The sequence below is a fragment of the Syntrophales bacterium genome (assembly GCA_023229765.1).
Classification (GTDB): Bacteria; Desulfobacterota; Syntrophia; order Syntrophales; family UBA5619; genus DYTH01.
Window position 1 is genome coordinate 335,521 of the sequence record JALNYO010000001.1, and the last position, 20,318, is coordinate 355,838.

General features: G+C 54.5%; 15 protein-coding genes. 7 read left to right on the forward strand and 8 right to left on the reverse strand.

Annotated elements, in window-relative coordinates; genetic code table 11:
* Positions 1–3 precede the first annotated feature (3 nt).
* On the forward strand, positions 4–3,330 hold the full coding sequence (locus M0P74_01745; protein MCK9362313.1) for a PAS domain S-box protein: 3,327 nt from the start codon (positions 4–6) through the stop codon (positions 3,328–3,330).
* Positions 3,331–3,459: 129 nt separating this feature from the next.
* Here M0P74_01745 and ppdK read toward each other — a convergent pair whose 3' ends face one another.
* The 8 genes from ppdK to M0P74_01785 form a co-directional block, all read right to left on the reverse strand.
* Positions 3,460–6,189, reverse strand: coding sequence for a pyruvate, phosphate dikinase (gene ppdK / locus M0P74_01750; protein ID MCK9362314.1), 2,730 nt, complete (start codon positions 6,187–6,189; stop codon positions 3,460–3,462).
* Positions 6,190–6,391: 202 nt separating this feature from the next.
* Positions 6,392–6,970, reverse strand: coding sequence for a LemA family protein (locus tag M0P74_01755; GenBank protein MCK9362315.1), 579 nt, complete (start codon positions 6,968–6,970; stop codon positions 6,392–6,394).
* A 228-nt stretch (positions 6,971–7,198) separates the two neighbouring features.
* The gene (locus M0P74_01760) at positions 7,199–7,930 is read right to left on the reverse strand and encodes a hypothetical protein (GenBank protein ID MCK9362316.1); all 732 of its coding nucleotides are present in this window, start codon (positions 7,928–7,930) and stop codon (positions 7,199–7,201) included.
* A gap of 15 nt (positions 7,931–7,945) precedes the next feature.
* A complete protein-coding gene (locus M0P74_01765) occupies positions 7,946–8,728 on the reverse strand; it encodes a TPM domain-containing protein (protein MCK9362317.1) in 783 nt (260 codons plus the stop codon).
* A 38-nt stretch (positions 8,729–8,766) separates the two neighbouring features.
* On the reverse strand, positions 8,767–9,057 hold the full coding sequence (locus tag M0P74_01770; GenBank protein MCK9362318.1) for a hypothetical protein: 291 nt from the start codon (positions 9,055–9,057) through the stop codon (positions 8,767–8,769).
* 26 nt (positions 9,058–9,083) lie between these two features.
* Positions 9,084–12,203, reverse strand: a complete 3,120-nt coding sequence (locus M0P74_01775; protein ID MCK9362319.1) for an efflux RND transporter permease subunit — start codon at positions 12,201–12,203, stop codon at positions 9,084–9,086.
* On the reverse strand, positions 12,190–13,317 hold the full coding sequence (locus tag M0P74_01780; GenBank protein MCK9362320.1) for an efflux RND transporter periplasmic adaptor subunit: 1,128 nt from the start codon (positions 13,315–13,317) through the stop codon (positions 12,190–12,192). The genes M0P74_01775 and M0P74_01780 overlap by 14 nt, the downstream gene beginning before the upstream one ends.
* 178 nt (positions 13,318–13,495) lie before the next feature.
* The gene (locus tag M0P74_01785) at positions 13,496–14,809 is read right to left on the reverse strand and encodes a TolC family protein (GenBank protein MCK9362321.1); all 1,314 of its coding nucleotides are present in this window, start codon (positions 14,807–14,809) and stop codon (positions 13,496–13,498) included.
* A 301-nt stretch (positions 14,810–15,110) separates the two neighbouring features.
* Here M0P74_01785 and M0P74_01790 point away from each other — a divergent pair, with 301 nt between their 5' ends.
* The 6 genes from M0P74_01790 (at position 15,111) to M0P74_01815 (ending at position 20,312) form a co-directional block, all read left to right on the forward strand.
* Positions 15,111–15,617, forward strand: a complete 507-nt coding sequence (locus M0P74_01790; GenBank protein ID MCK9362322.1) for a hypothetical protein — start codon at positions 15,111–15,113, stop codon at positions 15,615–15,617.
* 249 nt (positions 15,618–15,866) lie between these two features.
* Positions 15,867–16,628, forward strand: a complete 762-nt coding sequence (locus M0P74_01795) for an ABC transporter substrate-binding protein (GenBank protein MCK9362323.1) — start codon at positions 15,867–15,869, stop codon at positions 16,626–16,628.
* Positions 16,629–16,832: 204 nt separating this feature from the next.
* Positions 16,833–17,504, forward strand: coding sequence for an amino acid ABC transporter permease (locus M0P74_01800; GenBank protein MCK9362324.1), 672 nt, complete (start codon positions 16,833–16,835; stop codon positions 17,502–17,504).
* Between the two features lie 13 nt (positions 17,505–17,517).
* Positions 17,518–18,276 (forward strand): amino acid ABC transporter ATP-binding protein, encoded by a 759-nt coding sequence (locus M0P74_01805; GenBank protein ID MCK9362325.1) that lies wholly within the window; start codon positions 17,518–17,520, stop codon positions 18,274–18,276.
* Positions 18,273–18,950: an amino acid ABC transporter permease gene (locus M0P74_01810; protein MCK9362326.1), complete on the forward strand. Its 678-nt coding sequence runs from the start codon at positions 18,273–18,275 to the stop codon at positions 18,948–18,950. The genes M0P74_01805 and M0P74_01810 overlap by 4 nt, the downstream gene beginning before the upstream one ends.
* A gap of 354 nt (positions 18,951–19,304) precedes the next feature.
* Positions 19,305–20,312, forward strand: a complete 1,008-nt coding sequence (locus tag M0P74_01815) for a DctP family TRAP transporter solute-binding subunit (GenBank protein ID MCK9362327.1) — start codon at positions 19,305–19,307, stop codon at positions 20,310–20,312.
* Positions 20,313–20,318: the final 6 nt, after the last annotated feature.

The following is a 20,318-nucleotide window of genomic DNA, read 5'->3' on the forward strand; positions in this document are numbered from 1 at the left end:
GCTATGCGCAGCCGTTTTACAATCAGAAAAGCCTTGACGTTAAACTTCATCCTTGTGGCCATTCTGCCCCTGGCGCTGGTCGGCGCCATCGCTCTCCAGATATTTTCCAGAACCATGGAACAGGATATATCCAATAGAAACATACAGATTGCCCTTGCACTGTCGGGAGAAATAGACAGATTCATCGCCGAACCGCTCCGGGTTCTGGCGCTTGTCAACGACCGCACCGGATACACGCGGCAGGGCGTCAATCCTGATGATTTTCTGCGCCTGCTGCAGGGTCGGTTCGATGTTTTTGAACGGATTGAATTAGTCGATCGGCAGGGTAGAATAGGATATACGGGGCCTTTGCAAAAGGAGCGGATAAACACGGATATATCCGGACAGCCCTTTTTCAGGGAAGCGCTGGCAACGGGGCAGGTCGTCTTTTCGGATACCTTCCCCTCTTTGTTTACCGGTTTGCCGACAATCGCCGTGGCCCTGCCCGGGAAAGAGACGGTTGCCATCGGCTATATCAACCTTGCCGCACTTAAAGGCATTATCAATAAGGTCAGCATAGGAAAGAAAGGTTATGCCGTCGTATTCGACCGGCTCGGCAACATCATCGCCCATCCCGAACAGCGGCTTGTTGACGAGCGGGTAAACATTAAGCAGGTCGAACCGGTCAGGCGGGCCTTAAACGGTGAAACCGGAACCTTTCCCTACAGTTTCCAAAATCAGCAAAAAATTGGCAGCACGGCGATCGCCTACGCCACCGGTTGGGGGGTGTTGATAGCCCAGTCTGAGGAAGATGCTTTTGGCAAGATTGCGGAAATAAGAACTATTTACCTGACGAGTATGGCCGTTACTATCATTCTGGCATTGCTTTTAGCCGCTCTGGTTTTGAAAAAGCCCCTGCGTTCCGTGTCCGGTCTGGTTGCTGCCGCGGGAAAGATTGCCGAAGGAGACTACCGACTCGAAGATGTGCCGCCCAGTTATCCGGAAATAGATTTGCTGGTGGACGGATTCAAAGGGATGGTCGAGGAAATTGCCAATCGTGAGAATGCCTTATTGAAAACAGAAGAAAGATACCGGAATCTTGTCGAGGGGAGCTTTGACGGGATATTCGTCCAGAAGGGCCTGAAGATAATCTTCGTCAATCATCGCTTTTGCGAGATGCTGGGCTACGAAGAAAATGAGCTGCTCGGGGAGGAGCATTGGCGCATCTATGCTCCCGAATATCGCGAAATTACAAAGGAGAGAGCCATAGCGCGCCTGAAAGGCGAGGTTGTGACGCCGCGCTATGAGGTAAAACTGCTGCGTAAAGACGGATCTTCGTTTGCGGGGGAGATCTCGGCCCGGGTTATAAAGATCGAAAATAAGCCGGGCATTCAGGTCTGGGTAAGGGACCTCTCGGAGCAGAAGCGCGTGGAGGCTCAGCAAGCGCTTTCCGAACAGCGTTTTGGCGATCTATACAATGCCGTCTCCGATTTTGTCATGACGCAGGACCTCCAGGGTCGTTTTCTTTCCGTGAACAGGGCTATGTGTGATGCTCTCGGTTTTTCCCGCCAGGAATTCATCAATTCGCAGGTTTCCGATTTCATGAAACCGGAAATGGTTCCGCTTTTTGAAGCCGAATACCTGTGCAACCTCAAGGAACATGGCCATTATGAGGGGACAGCCGCCTATTTTACCAAAGATAAGCGCAAGATATACCTCGAGTACAAAAGCGATCTTATCCGTCCCCCGCAGGGTAAGCCTTTTATCAGTGGCATCGCCCGGGATGTCACCGAACGTATTCTTGCCGGCAGGGCGATCCGGAAAAGCGAGGAAAATATGCGGGCGGTGCTGGATGCCTCCCCCAATCCGATCGTGGCTTACGATCCGGTCGGTCGTGTTCGTTTTATCAACAGGGCTTTTACCAACATTTTCGGTTGGACGCTGGACGATTTGCAGGGAAAACCGATTCCTTTTGTACCGGATGATCAGAGGGACAAAACAGAGGGGCCCATCAGGGAACTGTTCAGCAGGAAAGAGCCGGCGCCTATAACGATGGAGACAACGCGTCTGACCAAGGATGGAACAATTCTGGATATTTATGTAAGCGCCGCGTTGATCCTCGACTCGAAGGGAGAGCCGGCGGGGATGGTTGTTTCGCTTTCGGATATAACGCAGAAGAAGAAGATGGAGGCGAATCTTCAGCAGGCGCAGAAGATGGAGGCCATAGGTCTCCTTGCCGGCGGCATTGCCCATGATTTCAACAACATGCTGATGGGAATCCAGGGGAATGTTTCGCTTGCCCTCCTCAATGTGGGCTTGGATGACAGGCTGCGCCGGAACATCGAAAACATCGAAGCGCTGGTGGGCAGGGGGGCAAGCCTGACGCGACAGCTTCTCGGGTTTGCCCGGGGCGGGAAGTACGAGGTCAAGCAACATGATTTCAGTGAGATACTGAAGGAAGAGGGGGAGCTTTTTGGCGACACCAGAAAAGACATAGTGATAGAGATAAAGTCTGCGCCGGATCTATGGAAGGTAGAGGCTGATCGCTCCCAGATGGAGCAGGTGTTGATGAATCTCTTCGTCAATGCCGGTCAGGCGATGCCGACCGGGGGCCATCTTTATCTGAATGCCGGAAATGTCATTATTGATGATAATTTTGTAAGGCCCTTCGATATCAGAACCGGCAGGTATGTTATGTTTTCAGTGATGGACACGGGTCAGGGAATGGACGAAGCCACGAAAAAAAGGATATTTGAGCCGTTTTTTACAACCCGGGAAAGGGGAGAAGGCACCGGGCTTGGCCTTGCCTCCGTTTACGGGATAATTAAAAATCATGGCGGCTTTATTAACGTTTACAGTGAAACAGGCAAGGGCACGTCCTTTAATATTTACCTGCCGGCAAGCAATTCCGGGACGGCAAAAATTGAACCGGCGTCCGGAAGAGAAGCGGGACTTATCAGAGGAGAGGGAACTATCCTCTTGGTCGATGACGAGCAGATGATTCTGGATGTAGGAAAAGTGATGCTGGAAGCCATGGGGTATAAGGTTTTCACCGCCGCCGGCGGCAGTGAAGCTATCGCAAAATTCACCGCCGTCAAAAACGGGGTCGGGGAGGTGGAAAAGATCGATCTGGTCATTCAGGATATGATTATGCCGGAAATGGGGGGTGGCGCTGTTTTTGACCGCTTGAAGGAGATCGAGCCGAATGTACAGGTACTCCTTTCCAGCGGCTACAGCATCAACGGCCAGGCCAAGGAGATACTCGCCCGCGGCTGTCGGGGTTTCCTGCAGAAGCCGTTTTCGATGGAGGCGCTGAGCCGCAAGGTGTCTGAGGTTATGAAGGCTCCGTGAAATTACGGTAAGTGAAGGCTTTGGATATCTATCAGGTTATTGTGGGAGCGGGTTTCAAACCCGCCCCTACAATTTTCATATAAACCCGCAAGGTTGCCACGGCGCTGTGTGCCTCGCAATGGCAGGAGATTATGTTGCCGCTTTCCCGGCCTTTATCGCCGCCTGGGCGGCGGCGAGGCGGGCGATCGGCACCCGGAACGGGGAGCAGCTCACATAGGTGAGGCCCAGTTCGTAACAGAACTCGACGGATGCCGGGTCTCCTCCGTGCTCGCCGCAGATGCCTATCTTGAGATTCGGGCGAGTCGCACGTCCTCTTTCGACGGATATCTTGATCAACTGGCCGACGCCGTCGCGGTCGATCGTCTGGAACGGATCGGCGGGGAGGAGTTTTTTGTCAAGGTAATCATGCATGAAGCCACCGATGTCATCGCGGCTGAAGCCGAAGGTCATCTGGGTCAGGTCGTTGGTGCCGAACGAGAAGAATTCGCAGTTCTTCGCCATCCGGTCGGAAAGCAGCGCGGCGCGAGGGATCTCGATCATCGTGCCGTATTTGTACTCCAGTTCCTTCATCCCGAATTTTTCTATGACCTCCTTGTAGATGCGGTCGGTTACCTTCTTGGTCTCTTCGGTCTCGGAGACGTCGCAGGTGACAGGCACCATGATCTCCGGCAGGCATTTTCTGCCTTCCGCGATAAGTTCGGCCGCCGACTCGAAGATCGCGCGCACCTGCATCTCGGTGACTTCCGGATAGGTGATGCCGAGGCGAACCCCGCGGTGCCCCATCATCGGGTTTGATTCGTGGAGTTCCTCGCCCCGTTTTTTTACCTCCTCCGGGGTTATCGAAAGCGAGCGGGCAAGCTCTGCCTGCTTTTCGGCGCCCTGCGGCACGAATTCGTGCAGCGGCGGGTCGAGGAGCCTGATTGTTACCGGGAGCCCCTCCATAGCCGTAAGCGTCCCTTTTATGGAGGCCTTGACGAATGGATAAAGCTCGTTCAGGGCGGCTTTTCTTTCTTCCTTAGTATTGCTCAAAATCATCTTGCGCAGGAAGAAGAGGGGCTCAGCGGAGCCTTCGCCATAGAACATGTGCTCGGTGCGCAAAAGCCCGATCCCCTCGGCGCCGAAGGCGCGGGCGACCGTGGCGTCCCGCGGGGTGTCGGCGTTGGTGCGGACGCCCATTGTGCGAAACTTGTCCGCGAGGGTCATGAACTGCTGGAAACGCGGGTTTTCGGTCGCATCCATCATTGGGAGAGCGCCTATGTAAACATGGCCCCGCGTGCCGTTCAGCGTGACGATGTCGCCTTCTTTCAAGACGATAGAGGAACCGCTGATTTTTGCGGTCTTGGTTTTGGCATCCACCTGCAGGCTGCCGGCGCCGACGATGCAGCATTTTCCCCAGCCGCGGGCAACGAGGGCCGCGTGCGAGGTCATGCCGCCCCGGGCGGTGAGGATGCCGACTGCCGCGCGCATTCCTTCGACGTCCTCCGGGTTTGTCTCTTCGCGGATAAGGATGCACTTCCTGCCGGCCCGGGCGGAGGTAACTGCGTCTTCGGCGGTGAAGACAAGAGCCCCGGATGCCGCTCCCGGCCCGGCCGGAAGCCCCTTGGCAATAGCTGCGTGTCCCGCTTCGGTACTAGTGTCGATTATCGGATAGAGCAGCTCAACCAACTGCACCGGGGCAACGCGCGTAACGGCTGTTTTTTCGTCAATGAGTCCCGCCTCAAGCATATCGAGGGCCATGTTCAGGGCGGCAACGCCGGTGCGTTTGCCGACGCGGCACTGGAGCATCCAGAGTTTTCCCTCCTGGATGGTGAATTCGATATCGAGCATATCTCTGTAATTATTTTCCAGCTTATTGCGGATGTCGTCGAGCTCCCCGTAGGTTTCCGGCATGGCGTGCTGGAGGCTGACAAGGTGCTTGTTCTGTTCGTTTTTGGTGTCGTCGTTGATCGGACTCGGGGTGCGGATCCCGGCGACGACGTCTTCGCCCTGGGCGTTGACGAGCCACTCGCCGTAGAACTTGTTGTCCCCGGTGGCGGGGTCGCGGGTGAAGGCCACCCCCGTTGCGGAAGAGTCACCCATGTTGCCGAAGACCATTGCCTGGACGTTGACGGCGGTTCCCCAGTCGTCCGGGATGCCCTCTATCCGCCTGTAAGAAATGGCCTTTTTCCCATTCCAGCTCTTGAAGACCGCCGCGATTGCCCCCCACAACTGCTCCAGCGGGTCATCGGGAAAGGGTTTGCCAAGGTGTTTTTCGATCAGTTTCTTGAAGTCTTCCGCGAGTTTCTGAAGTTCCTCGGCAGTAAGCTCCGTATCGGACAAGTAGCCTCGGCGGTGTTTTGCCTCGTCGAGTTTTTCATCGAGCAGCTTGCGGATGCCCTTTCCCGCTGCCGGTTCCAGCCCTTCCGCCTTTTCCATGACGACGTCGGCGTACATCATGATGAGCCTGCGGTAAGAATCCCAGACGAATCGAGGGTTTCCGGTCTTGGCAATCATCCCGGGGATGGTCGCGGTGCAGAGTCCCACATTCAAAACGGTGTCCATCATGCCGGGCATTGAGGAGCGCGCCCCGGAGCGGCAGGAGACGAGCAGCGGATTGACCGGGTCTCCGTATTTCATCGCCATGATCGCCTCTGTTTGCCTGAGGGCGGCGGGAACCTGTTCGTTCAGCTCTCCGGGAAGTTTGCAGTCATTTTCGTAATAGGCGGTGCAGCACTCTGTGCTGATTGTGAAGCCCGCCGGCACGGAAATCCCCAGCGCGCACATCTCAGCGAGATTGGCGCCCTTGCCGCCCAAAAGGTTCTTGTCGCTTGCCTTGCCCTCGGCGCCGCCGCCGCCGAACGTGAATACGTACTTCGTCATGCAGAATCTCCTTTTCTCTATATTGAGGTAATTGCAAAACTCCCCATTCTTGTCATTCCCGCAACGATTCTGAGCGGGAATCTGGTTCTAATTGCTTGAAAAACCATATTATGAACATTAAGCTTCGCTTTCCCGATAGAGACATTATGAACATTAAGCTTCGCTTTCGGGAATGACAAATGGTTTTGCAATTATCTCTATTTTATTGAAATTTTACCTGCGGCGCGGCCTGGGCGGTTGCCGGCGCCTCAAAGAAGGCCGCCTTTGCGAAGCCGAACATCCCAGCCACCATATTGGCGGGGAAGCTGCGGATCAGCACGTTGTAGGTTTGCACCGCTTCGTTGTAACGCTTTCTCTCGACGGCGATCCGGTTTTCCGTTCCGGCCAGCTCATCCTGGAGCCGCAGAAAATTTACATTGGACTTTAAATCCGGGTACTTTTCGACAACGACCAAAAGCCTGCTCAAGGCGCCGGTAAGCTCGTTATTGGCAGTTATTTTATCGGGAACGTTTGACGCCCCGCCTACCCTGGCGCGCGCGTTGGTCACCTCGACGAGAACGTCCTTTTCCTGTTTCGCATAGCCCTTTACCGTTTCCACCAGATTCGGGATCAGGTCGTATCGGCGCTGGAGCTGATTTTCCACCTGTGCCCAAGACGCCTTGACCCCCTCGTCGAGGGTGACGAACTGGTTATACGTGCCCTTGAAAAAGGAGTAAAAGGCGCCAGCCAGCAACACGATCACAATGACAGCGATCAAAAATATTTTCTTTCCACTTGTCATAACATCCTCCTGTAAATGTTGTAAAACCAATAAATGTAACCGTTTCCGGTTATCGGTTTCCAGTTTCCGGCTATCCAATTTAAGAACATCGTATTTTGCTAACCGCGAACCGGTAACCGGTAACCGTGAACCGCCAACCGTGAACCGTGAACCGCCAACCGTGAACCGCCAACCGTGAACCGGTAACCGGTAACCGGTAACCGGAAACCGTGAACCCATGTCCTTCCATTACATCTCCAGCCGGTCGATCTGTTTGCAGAGGCGGCCGACGGACAGCAAATAGTTTTGGAAGAGCGTTTTTATTTCCGCTGCGGAAAAATGATCGGCCCCCCTACGGACATCCTCGCAATTCAGAAAGACGTGAGCATTGAAACCGAAGGTATCCCCTGCGGCAGTTATAATATCTCGTTTATTGTTGGGAATTTCTATACCTTTCATATAGAGAAGGGCGCTGAAGAGGGAGATGAAGGAGGTCAGCGAAAGGCCGATCAGCTCCCTGATTTTTTTAGGCTTTCCTTCCGTCGCCAGCCAGCCTGTCCTCAAATGCAGCAGTTTTCCCCGGAGTTCCCGCTCGATCTGGAGACGGACGTATTTATTGTCGAAGGAGAGAGGCGCCAGCATGTCTTCGCCGTAAACGAGCTTGTACCGGTGTTTGATGTTCAAGAATTCCACCGGGTACGAGTCCAGGGAGCCGGATATGTAAGAAGGGGTGAAGAAGAGGGGCAGCGCCACGGCGCCTTTGCGCCACCTCTTGATCATTTCCATCGCTTTTTCCAGTGATTCGATCCCCCCATCGGTCAGGGTTATCATGAAATTGAGGTCCGATTTGCCGGGCAGGTAATCAGCCCCGGCGCCGCTGCCGTAAAGAATAATTGATAGCAGTTCATCGCCAAAAACCGCCTGGCAGTCAGCGATGATAACAGGGAAAATATCTTCAGGCTTTTTGGGTATTTTGGACATGCGCCACCCCCTTGTTCAGAATCCGCGGCTCGAGCCGCCCCCGCCGCTCATACCGCCGCCAAACCCGCCGAAGCCGCCGCCGAAACCGTCGTCGCCGCCGCGCCTTCCCCCGCCGCCGCTGTTCATCAGCAACAGCAGAATCCAGGGCAGCATGGCCCGGCCCTGTTTTGTCCCGAGGAGAAATCCCGCGGCGACAATCAGCAATAATAATTGGAAAATGCTTATTTTTCTTTGCGGTTTTACCTGTTTTTGAGGCGGGCTGTTCACGCCTTCGGCGCCGATGGTTACGCCGGCGTCTTTGGCGACGATCTTGGCAATAACCGATAATGTTTCATAAAGGCCCTTGCCGTAATCGCCGGCGCGAAAATTGGGAACGGCGTGCTGATCGAGAATTTCGCCGGTCAGGCCGTCGGGCAGAATGCCCTCTACCCCGTAACCTGTTTCGATGCGAACCCGCCGCTCCTTGACGGTCAGAAGGATCAGCGCCCCCTTGTCCTCGCCTTTTTTCCCGATTCCCCACGCCTGGTAAAGGCGGTTGGCATAGTCGTTCAGGTCGCCCTCCCCGATCGTGGGTATGGTGGCGACAACCAGCGCCGTCCCCGTGCTTTGAAAAATTTCCCGGGCGATATTTTCCATTGGGGCTTTATAGACGTCCGGAATTACGCCGGCGAAGTCGTTGATCGCCCCCGCTGGTTTCGGAAAAGCGGCATCGGCTGCCGAAGCCACTGACGCGAAAGTCATGAATGCCAGGGCAAACAGCAGGGAGACGATTATTTTGAAAGAGGATTTGTTTTTCATCCGCGTATCATAACCATAAGAGAGTAAAATAGCAATAGCTACAGACTCTCATCCAGCGGCATTATGAAAAGGCGGACACCGGCATGGGGACTTTCGCTCTCCAACTCGCGGATATATTTCCGGATATGCGGGAGTTCCTCATCAGGAAGGGTGAAAAAGAGGACATTATTTTTACCGGGCCAGATGTGTGTGCCCAGCTTCGGTTCGGTTTGGGTTCCCTCGCCGCGGGCCTCGACCATCTTGGTGTAACCGTTGATTCCCGCTTCCTTGACAGCCGCAATTACCAACTCATCGGCTGCCTCTGTATAGACAAGCATGCACATCTTCATGGCTTTTCACCTTCCTGCGTCATTTTTTAGATGGCGTCCTTTTTTACCAGGCCGCTTTTCACTTTCCTGTTCCGCGTGAAGAAATTCTGGAAGTCGTCAAACAGGTCGTAGGCGGCGGGAACCACGACCAGCGTCAGAAAGAGGGATGTTAGCAGGCCGCCGATCACCGCGATCCCCATCGGCGCCCTTGTCTCGGCTCCTTCCCCCACCCCGAAGGCAACCGGAATCATCCCGAAAACCATCGCAAAGGTCGTCATCAGAATCGGCCTCAGCCGGACCGGGCCGGCATGGAGGATTGCCTCGCGTTTGGAATAGCCGCGTTCCCGCAAAATGTTTGCGTAATCGACAAGGAGGATCGCGTTTTTCTTGACGAGCCCCATTAACAGAATCAGGCCGATGAAACTGAAAATGCTCAGGGTCTGCCCGGTTAGCAGCAGCGCGCCGAAGGCCCCGATAAAGGAAAGGGGCATCGCCAGAAGCACCGTGAACGGGTGGACAAAGCTTTCGAACTGGGCGGCCAGCACCATGTAGGCCATGCCCACCCCAAGCATGATCGCGAACATTAGAAAGCCGAACGATTCCGTCATTGTATCTGCTTGCCCGCTGTATTTGGGGATGTAATCGGGGGGCAGGATGCCCGCGGCGATTTCGTTCAAATCGGTCATGGCCGCGCCCAGCGGCTTGTCTTCCAGACTGGCGAAGAGGGTGATTGCCCTCTGCCGGTCAACCCGGTTGATGACGCTGGGCCCGCCTCCCTCGTGAATCCAGATCAGGTTGCGCAACTCAACGAGGTTCCCGCTCTTTGAGCGCACGTAAAGCAGACCGAGATCGTCGGGATTGCTCCTATCTTCGGGATTAAGGCGGATGCGCAGGTCGTAGCGCTTGCCCCGGCTGTCGTCCTTGAACTTGGTAACCTCCGCCTCGCCGCTGACGAGCAGGTTGATCGCTTCGGCAATAGTCGCCACGTCAACGCCGAGATCGGCCGCCTTGTCGCGGTCGATCGTCACCTTCAGCTCCGGTTTTCCCATTTCGAGCGAGGTGTCGATATCGACGAATCCCTGTTTTTTTGCCAATGTCGAGGAAATCTGCCGGGTATAATCCCGGAGCGCCTCGATATCGTTTCCCCGAATGCTGTACTGGATCGGCACCTGCCGCTGCCCGCCGCCGATCATCGAAAAATCCTCTGCCGAGGCTTTAAGACCAGGAAATTCGTGTAATCTTTGACGAATTTCCTTTTTCAGATCCATTTGGGTTTTGGCGCGCTCGCTTTTCGGCTTCAGCGAGACCATCATAATCGCCCGATACACCGTTCCCCCGATTCCCTGAACGTAATAAACCGCCCGAACCTCCGGCATTCCCCGGACGATCTGCTCCGCCGGCTGGAAGAGTTCATCCGCCTTGGCGACCGAGTAGTCGATTGGCGCCTCGAGACGGACGAGGAACTGCCCCTGATCTTCAGGCGGGGTGAGTTCCTTGCCGAGAAAGCGGGTCATGTAGATGCTGCCGATAAAAAGAACAAGCGCTCCGATCAGCATGAGCCCTCGATGATTCAGCGAAAAGCGCAGAACATGGCGGTAGCCGTTTTCTACTTTCTTATAGCCATTTTCGAAGAGCGCTGAAAAGCGGCTGGTTATGCCGGGGCGGGAAGAAGCAGCGGCGCCTTTATGAAGATCAACGCGTTTGAGAAAAATAGAGGCGAGCATCGGCGTCAGCGTAAAGGAAACCAGAAGCGAGATGAGCACCGAAAAGACGACCGTTAGGGCGAACTGGATGAAAAAGCGGCCGATCATTCCCTTCATGAACGCGACGGGCAAAAAGATCGCGACAATCGCGAAGGTGGTCGCCATGACGGCCAGACCGATCTCCGAGGTTGCAAATGTTGCCGCCTCGCGCGGGGCCATTCCCTCTTCGACATGCCGGTAGATGTTTTCGATGACGATGATCGCGTCGTCGATTAGCAGGCCGACGGAGAGGGTGAGGGCAAGCATCGTCATGTTATTGAAGGTGAAATCGAAGGCGCGCAAAAGCGCAAATGTGGAGATGATCGAGATCGGGAGCGCCACGGCGCTGATCAGCGTCGTCCGGACGTTGCGCAGAAAGATGAAGACGGCGAGGATGGCAAACAGGCTTCCCAGAATAAGGTGTTTTTTCACCTCGTCGATCGAGCGGCGGATGAAGTTGGACTGGTCGATCGCGATGTTGAGGGTCATCCCCGGCGGCAGCGTGGCGCGGATATTATCAATTTCCTTCCTGACCGCGTTGACGACGGCGACGGTGTTCGTCCCCGACTGTTTCTGAATCCCCATTGCCACCGCCGGCACGCCGTTGAAGCGGACGATGGAGCGTTGTTCCTCCATCCCGTCTTCCGCCCGGCCGACGTCGCGCAGGCGGATCGGGGCGCCCTTGTCATAGGCAACGACCAGATCGTTGAAAGCGGCGACGTTGGGAAATTCCCCTTTGATTTTGACCGTGTACTCCTTCGTCAGGCTCTCGATCCGGCCGGCCGGCAGTTCGATGTTCTGTCGCTGGAGGGCGGAAGCTATATCGCCGGCTGTCAGTCCGTAGGCCTTGAGCCTTTTCGCGTCGAGCCAGACCCGCACCTGCCGGAGCCGCAATCCCCAGAGCTGGATGTCGCCGACGCCGTTTATCCGCTGGAGTTTTTCCTTGAGCACCTCATCGACGTAAGTGGATATATCTCTGACCGATTTCTGTCCGGCCAGATTCAGCCACATTACCGCCGTTGCGTCGGGATCTACCTTCGCGATCCGCGGCTCTTCGATGTCTTCAGGGAGCTTGTTTCGGATCAGCGCCACCTTTTCCCGGACATCCTGCACGGCCAGATCAATGTCCCGCTCCAGGACGAACTCCACTGTGATGCGCGAGCCTCCTTCGGTGCTGCTCGACGTGATCGATTTTACCCCGTTGATCGTATTTACCGCTCCTTCGATCTTGTCGGTGATGTCAACGTCAATTACCTCGGGGCTTGCCCCATTGAGGTGGGTGGAAATAGTCACGATCGGGAAATCGACCTTCGGAAAGAGATCGACGCCGATTTCCGGATAACTGACCACGCCCAAAACCACCAGGGCCATGATGAACATGGTGGCGAAAACCGGTCTCTTGACGGAGGTGTCAGCGAGCCACATGAACCAGCGCTCCTTCCATCAGATTGTTTTGTCCCACGGTCACAATGACTTCCTTGTCGTGCAGGCCTTCGACGATTTCCATGTATTCCCCGTATTTACTTCCTGTTATCACGTTTTTCTCCCGGGCCTTCTCTCCCTCGACGACAAAAAGTTTCGTTTTGGAGTTATCATAGAGGAGGGAGGTAACCGGCGCGACGACCCTCTCCCGCGCGGGGCCGGTATAGAGGGTTATCCGCGCGAAGAGGCCCGGTTTGAGACGTCCGTCGGCATTGGCGACGAGCGCCTCCACCTGGAGGGTGCGGGTGCGTTCATCGAGGGCCGGCAGGATGGCGGAAAGCCGGCCGCGAAATTTTTGATCAGGAAATGAATCAGTAATAAAGTCAACCTCCTGTCCCAGTTTTAGACTTCCGACATCCTTTTCGGAGACGGAAAAGATCAGCTTCAGCAGATCGGTCCGGACGATTGACGCCAGAAAGGAGCCATTGCGGACGTAATCGCCCGCCGTTGCCCTTTTTTCCTTAACGGTTCCCGCAAGCGGGGAAAAGATTCTGGTGCGGGCAAGCCGTTCTTTTGCCAGGTTTTGTCCGGAGTGGGCCCGGGCGACCTCCGCTTCGGCCAGCTTGACGCGCGCGGCAATATCGTCAAATTGCTGCTTAGTCAAAAGCTCCTCCCGGTAGAGGGCCTCCTTGCGCTCATACTCCTGCCTTGCGTTGGCAAGGCCCGTTTCACTCTGGGCAAGCTGGGCAGCCGCCTGTTCGAGCGCCAGCCGATAATCCGTGGGCCGGATCTCGGCGATTGCCTGACCCTTCTTGACGGCAGTGCCCTCATCAACGGAAATTGAATCGAGAATGCCGTCCAACTCGGAGCTGACAGTGACTTGATCGCGGGGTGCGAGCGAACCTATTGATTCCACAAACGGTCGGAGCGAGCGTGTTTCCGCTGCTTGCACCCGCACGTTTACCGCCGCCTGTTTGCGAACTTTTTCCGGCGGTTTAGTGCAGCCGATGAAGCCGATTATAATAAATACGATTAGAATCAAGATGGTCTGCCGATTGATGAACATATCTGGCGACAGAGATTCCTGTCGATCCGGGAACTGCCGGTTTTTACTCATTTACCGCTCCTTCTAATGCTGATTTTTCCCTCTTATTTTCACGCGAAATGCATGCCGATAAATTGTTGATTTATAAATGGTTCCCTTCCAGGCAACCTCGACGGGCATTAAAATTCGTTTTTTGAACATTAAACTTCGTTTTCATCCTTCTTTGTGACGGCAAGCCGTCATGAGGGTTTCACTTTCCCGGCGCGGGGATGCCAATTGCTGCCAGGGCCCACGGCAGACCGGCGGCTTTTTTGAGACGCAACGACGCCAGTTGGAGACGGAAAGCTGCCGCTGCCGCCTTCCGTTCCGCTGAAACCAGTAGCGTATTGGCATCCATCACGTCAAGGCTGTTGGCCAGCCCGACTTCAAACTGTCGAAAAACCGCATGATAATTTTCGCGGGCAAAAAGCAGTTGGTCTTCGAGAAAGCGCAGGATGCCCTGTTGCGTCGTCAGCTCCAGGTGGGCAGCCTTCACCTCAATAGCAATCTCCTTTTTTACATCCTCTATTCGCAGATCTGCCTGGCGTTCGCGCACCCTCGCCTCGGAAACGTCTGCCTTCCTGAGGCCACCGTCGAAAAGCGGAAAATTCAGGGCGATTCCCCCATAAAAACTATCCCTGTTGAGGCTGCTGGTAGCCGGTTGCTGATCGGCGCCGGCGTACGCGCCGGTAACAGTCAGCGAAGGCAGAAACGCCCCTTGGGCAAAGCTGATCTGGCTGCTTGCCATCTTTTTTTGCATCTTGAGGCTTTTAATTTCCGCCCGACGAAAAAGAGCCTGTTTCTGGAGTTCGTCCAGTTCCGGGATCTCAACTTTTCGGGCAGGTTCCGGCTGGAGCGTGAAGGGGGGCTGAATTCCTACCTGGCTGGCCAGGACGGCGATCGCCAGCTCGAGGGTATTTTGAGCCTGGAGCTGATCGGATTTTGCCCCGGAAAGCTCGCTTTCGGCACGCAGCAGCGCCGTTTTGGTCACGTCGCCGATGCGTAGCCGTTTTTCGGCCGCATCCCGATAGCGGCTCAACCTCTCCAGATTCACAGCGGCGATCTCGAGATTGCGCCCGGCCAGCAGGACGTCGTAATAGGCCGCCGCGACATTGCCGAGCAGGTAATCATCGCGCAGCGCCTCGACATCATAACGGGTTTTGAGAAGCGATTGCCGGGAAATTTCGAGCGCCGTCAACTCGCGGCCGCTGAGCGAAAGGGTTTCGTCCATCCTGACGCCCCAAGTGGAGGCGCTCTCCGGCTGCAAGACGCTGCCGGCGCTTGTAAATTTACGTTCGGAATACCGTGTCATGCCGCCCGCCGCTGTAAGGCGCGGATAAAGGTAGGAACGGGCCTTTTCGGTTCCGATTTCTGCAAGCGCGATGTTCTGCTCGGCGAGTTTCAGCTTTTCCGAGGAGGCCAGGGCGATTCGGCAGAGATCCTCCAAGGTGTAAGAATCGGCAAAAAGAGGGGCGGGCGCAGCCGCCATAATCAACAGCAGGATTCCTGCCTGCATAAATCTCATACTTTGCTTCATCACTGTTCCTTAATATGAAAATACCCCGTCCGCCATCTTTTCCTTAACGGGAGAGGGTTGTTCTGGGAGTGATTTTCATCCTTCGCAATGTCTGTCACGGGCATGATCTGAAAACTTAAAAACTGGCTACCCCATATTTTATGAGAGAATGGTATGAAGAGCGCCCACAATTGTCAAGGGGAATTTATTCTAAAATCATTTCTGTTGACACTTTTTCCTATTTAGGTTTAAACAACTCCACACTCATCGGCAGTTTATCCGAAAACCACAGAGCCTTTGGAATAATTGTATGGGAAGGCAAATATTACATAAACAGACGTATTCCTCTCTGGCCATCTTTCTGGTTGCCATTGCGGTGTTTTTTATAGCCTTTAGGGGCCCTCTTTATGCCGGATTCTGGGATAAGATCAATGAAAATCTGCTGCTGATGCGCTTGGTCGGGATCGGGCAGTTCATTGGCTATCAGCGAAACGTTGATACTAAAGACCCGCTTTTCCCGATTGAGGTTGTCAGCGACGGTTTCAAAATGATCCGTGTTTACCAGGATCTTAGGGGCGCCTATCTGGTTGAGTGGAGTTGGCGGGTGCTTTTGAAAAACAAGTCATCCCGCGCGCTGGGAATCACCTTAGAGTACAAACTGCAAGATGAAGATGACTTTCTGGTGGCCGCAAGCAAGGAATCTTTGCCGAAAATTGAGGCAGGGGGGACGGTTGCCCTCGAAAAAACCGACTATCTCCTCTATGATACAGCCAAAAGGGTTGTGAACAGCAACTGGTACGTCCATCTTCAAAACTGAGGGGCGGAGGTTTTTCGCTGGATAATTCATCTTTTTCTTAATCTTGACAGCCGCAACGATTTTGTTTAAGCTCTCGGCCCAATGTGCAACCGGTTATTATCAGAAGATGAGCCGGGCGCCGGAAAAGGGGATGGGGGAACTCTAAAAGCTGTACTGCTTTGCCATTGCCCCTGCGAATGAATGACCACGCGGACGGAGGGTTAGACAAATTCAAGGTTTTATAATTAAATTTTGAGGGGAATGGAGTTTATGAAGAAAAAAGCGGTTTTAGGAATTTTTTTGGGGTTATCGGCGGTTTTCATGATGCTTGCGGCAGCGGCTGTTGCTGCGGAAAAGGTTTATATCAACGGGATTGACGCCAATTTCCCGCCGTTCGCGTATGTTGACAAGGCCGGCAATCCGGATGGATTCGACGTCAAGGCGCTGGACTGGATTGCCAGGGAGATGAAATTCAAGGTCAAACATCAGCCGATGGACTGGGACGGCATTATTCCCAGCCTGAAGGCAAAAAAGATCGATGTAGTCGCCTCCGGGATGAGCATCACCGAGGAGCGCAAAAAACAGGTTGATTTTACGACTGCCTACTGGAAGATTAAACAGGTTCTCGTCGCGAAGAAGAATGCCGCGGTAACCGCCGAGAAGGCCCTCGCCGACGGCAACAAGATCGGGGTGCAACGCGGCACCACCGAGGCGAAGTGGATCGAGGAGAATCTGATCAAAAAGGGCGGCAAGAAATTCGAGCTCGTCCAGTACGATTCCGCGCCGCTGGCAATCGAAGATGTGGTGAACGGTCGGATTATTGCAGCCGCGATGGATGACGCCCCGGCGCTCGACGCGGTCAAGAAGAAGCCCGTCAAGATTCTGGGCGGTTTCGGGATGAAGGATGAAGAGTTCGGCTACGCAGTGCGCAAGGATGACAGGGAGTTTCTGAAAAAGCTTAACGATGGGCTGAAAAAACTGATGAAGTCGCCCTACTGGGCTGAGCTGAAAAAGAGCTACCTTGACAAATGATGTTGGCGCGGAGGAAGTCAGACCAGAGCTTTGAAAAATGCTGAATTACCGGGGCGAAGAAAAACTCTTAAGACATTAAGACAGATGCCGGAAGGTCAGCGTGCCGACGCCTTTTAAAATTGTGCGTTTCGTTTCCGTAGAAGCGCGTATCGGGAAGGCCCCTCCAGAAAGGGGCCTTCCATTTTTCAGGGTCTTGTTAAGCCAATGCCGGAAAGTTTGATCGCTATTATCGACGCCCTTCCGTATCTGTTGCAGGGTTCACTGGTTACCATCGCCGTTGTCGCCGGGGCGCTGAGTTTTGGTTTTCTGATTGGCGTTCCGCTGGCGGCCGGGCAGGTCTATGGCGGCGCGGCGATCCGCCGGAGCGTCGGAGTTTATGTCTGGTTTTTTCGCGGCATCCCGCTGCTTGTTTTTCTTTTTCTCTTTTACTTCGGTCTCTGCACGGCCCTGGGGATCAACCTTTCGGCCTTTACCGTCGCAATCATTGTGCTGGGTCTGATCAGCTCCGCCTACCAGTCCCAGATCATCCGCGGGGCGATTCAGGCGCTGCCGGAGGGACAGTTGAAGGCGGCGCGGGCGCTGGGTATGAGCGATTTTATGGCGATCTCCTCCATTATTATTCCCCAGGCGCTACGGCTTTCCATCCCCGGTTTTTCCAACGAATACTCCATTCTGCTGAAGGATTCGGCGGTTACCTACGCGCTCGGCGTGGCCGAGATCATGGCGCGCACGCACTTTGTGGCGACCAGAACCTATCAGCACTTCCCGCTCTATTTTGCGGCGGGGGTTATTTTCATGATCCTTACCTGGCTTGGCGTAAAAGGGTTGCGGCTTCTTGAAGACAAGGTAAGAATCCCCGGATATTCACATAATTGAACGCAGGAATGAAATGACGTCTCCTATTTTGCGGATTGAAAATCTATCGAAAAGATATGGGCAGCGGGAAGTTCTGAGAGGGGTGTCGCTGGAGGTGGACAAGGGCGACTTGAAAATCCTCATCGGTCCCTCCGGAGCGGGGAAAAGCACGTTTCTACACTGCATCAATTTTTTGGTGAAGCCGGATCAGGGGCGGGTCTGGCTGGACGAGCGGGAGATTCATCCCGAGCGCAAACGCGAACTGTACGCCTACCGCCAGAAGGTGGGGATGATCTTTCAGGATTTCAACCTCTTCGATCACCTCAACGCCTTGGAGAACGTCCGGATCGGTCTTACTAAGGTCAAGGGGATAGGCCGGGAGGAGGCGGGTGAGCGCGCACGGCTGGAACTCGAACGGGTCGGTTTGAAAGAGCATATCCAGAAGTACCCGGCCCAGTTGTCGGGGGGGCAGAAACAGCGGGTCTCGATCGCGCGGGCGCTGGCTATGGACCCGGAGGTGATGCTTTTGGACGAGCCCACCTCGGCCCTCGATCCGGAATTGATCGGCGAGGTGCACGCGGTTATCCGCGATCTGGGCGCGAACGGGATGACGATGATCATGGCGACTCATCAGATTGGCTTTGCCAGTTCGCTGGCAAGCGAGATCATCTTTATGGAGAACGGCTTGATCGTTGAGCAGGGAACGCCGGACAAGATATTCAACGATGCCGAACATTCGCGAACCCGCGAATTCTGCTCAAAGATCACCGATCTCTATGGGGAACGCGGATGACCGAAGGACTGCTCTATATACAAACAGAAGTCCTGCCCGCGCTTTTCCGGGGGTTCGGGGTCAGTTTGCAGCTCATTGTTCCCTCGGCGCTCGCCGGCCTCACACTCGGAACAGCCGTCGGGGTTTTCCGGGTGTACGGCAGCAGTCTCGTCCGCCGGGCGGCCGATGTCTATGCCGCCTTGTTTCGGGGGATCCCGCTTGTCATCCAGCTTTTCATCTGGTATTTCGGCTTGCCCTACTTCAACATCTACCTTAGCCCGTTTGCCGCGTCGGTTCTCGGTTTTTCACTCTGCAGCGGGGCTTACAATTCAGAATATGTTCGGGGGGCGCTCTTGTCGATCAAGCGGGGGCAGATGCTTGCCGCCGAATCGCTCGGTTTCAGCCGAATCCGGATGATTGTCTCGATCATCCTGCCGCAGGCGGTGCGCCGAGCCCTGCCCGGGTGCGGAAATGAGGTTATCTACCTGATTAAATATTCCTCGCTGGCCTACATGGTGACCTGTATCGAGCTTACCGGCGAGGGGAAGATCCTGGCGTCGAACTCCTTCCGGTTCACCGAGGTGTTCCTGATAGTCGGGGCCTGCTACCTGCTGATGACGTCGGTTGCGGGGTTGATCCTTGCCCGGATGGAAAATCATTTGAGAATCCCCGGCTTCGAGCAGCAGCGAACGTGAAGTACACCCTGTATCTTGCTTGTCGCAATTCCTTTTCAACACAGGAAATATCAATATTTTGACAAGATATTCACATAGTTACGCTTAAAAATGACGCAAGATGCCATAAGATTATATAGTTATATAGATATACGTTTATAATCTATGTTCTGTAAGCATCCGGAATGTCACTGTAAAAAATGATCTTTGGTAAAGCGCTTGACAAATAAAACAACTTGTAGTCGATTAATCACGCGGAAGCATCATCAACCCCGAAAAAATAAAGCGCCGGTTTCATGCGTTTACCGCCGGTATCTGGAACGGCGAAGTTAATCTCAAGGGCCATGACTTTTACTGAAAAAGGAGGATCGACGAATGAAGAAGCATAGTTGGGGAAAGGTTTGGTTTGCGGCCGCGGTATTTGCGGTGGTGCAGATAATAAGCGGACCCGCAGCATTGTGGGCGAAGACGGAAATAAGACTTTCTAACCAGTTGCCGCCTTCCCACCACATTTCCAAGGGGCTGGCAGTATTTGCCGAAAAGGTAAAGGAGTATTCCAAAGGCGCGGTTGAGGTGAAGGTGTTTGATTCCGCGCAGCTTTTCAAGGATACAGAGATTGTCGAGGCGCTTCAGGAAGGACTGGTCGATTCCGGGCTTGTTCCCATCAACAAATGGTCGGGAATGATTCCCGCTGCCGATGTCTTTGAGATGCCGTTCATTTTCAAGGATTTCTCTTCAACAAAGCAATTCATCGAAGCGGGGGCAGGGGAGCTGCTCGACGCGGAGTTCCAGAAAAAGGCCGTTAAAACCCTTTTTTGGGTTGATTACGGCTACATCCAGTTTTTCAACAACAAACGTCCTCTAACAACCCCCGCTGATTTCAAGGGGCTGAAAATGAGATCCTTCAGCAGTGGCGATGCCGAGACGCTCCGGGCGCTCGGCTCGGCGCCTACGGTCATGAGTTCCTCGGAGATGTATATGGCGCTCCAGCGGGGAACGGTTGACGGGGCGACAACCGGAATGCCTGCCGCGGTTTCCCGCAAGCTTATGGAAGTGCAGAAGTACATGACGGAGGCAAACTATACGACGGCGCAATTTGCCGTGCAGGCGAATCTGAAGAGCTGGCAGAAGCTGCCGAAGGATCAGCAGGAAGCCATCCTGAAAGCAGGGAAAGATGCCGAGGCATGGATCCGTGGGGCAATTGCCGATTCGGAAAAAAAGGCCAGGGAGACGATTGTAAAGGCGGGGGTGGCGATTCAGACGCTGACGCCGGCAAACCGCAAGCTGTTTATCGCGGCGACCGAGCCGGTGCGCAAGAACTTTGCCGACAAGACAGGCGCTTTGGCCAAAAAACTGATGGATATCGCGCTGGGAATGAAATAATTCAGA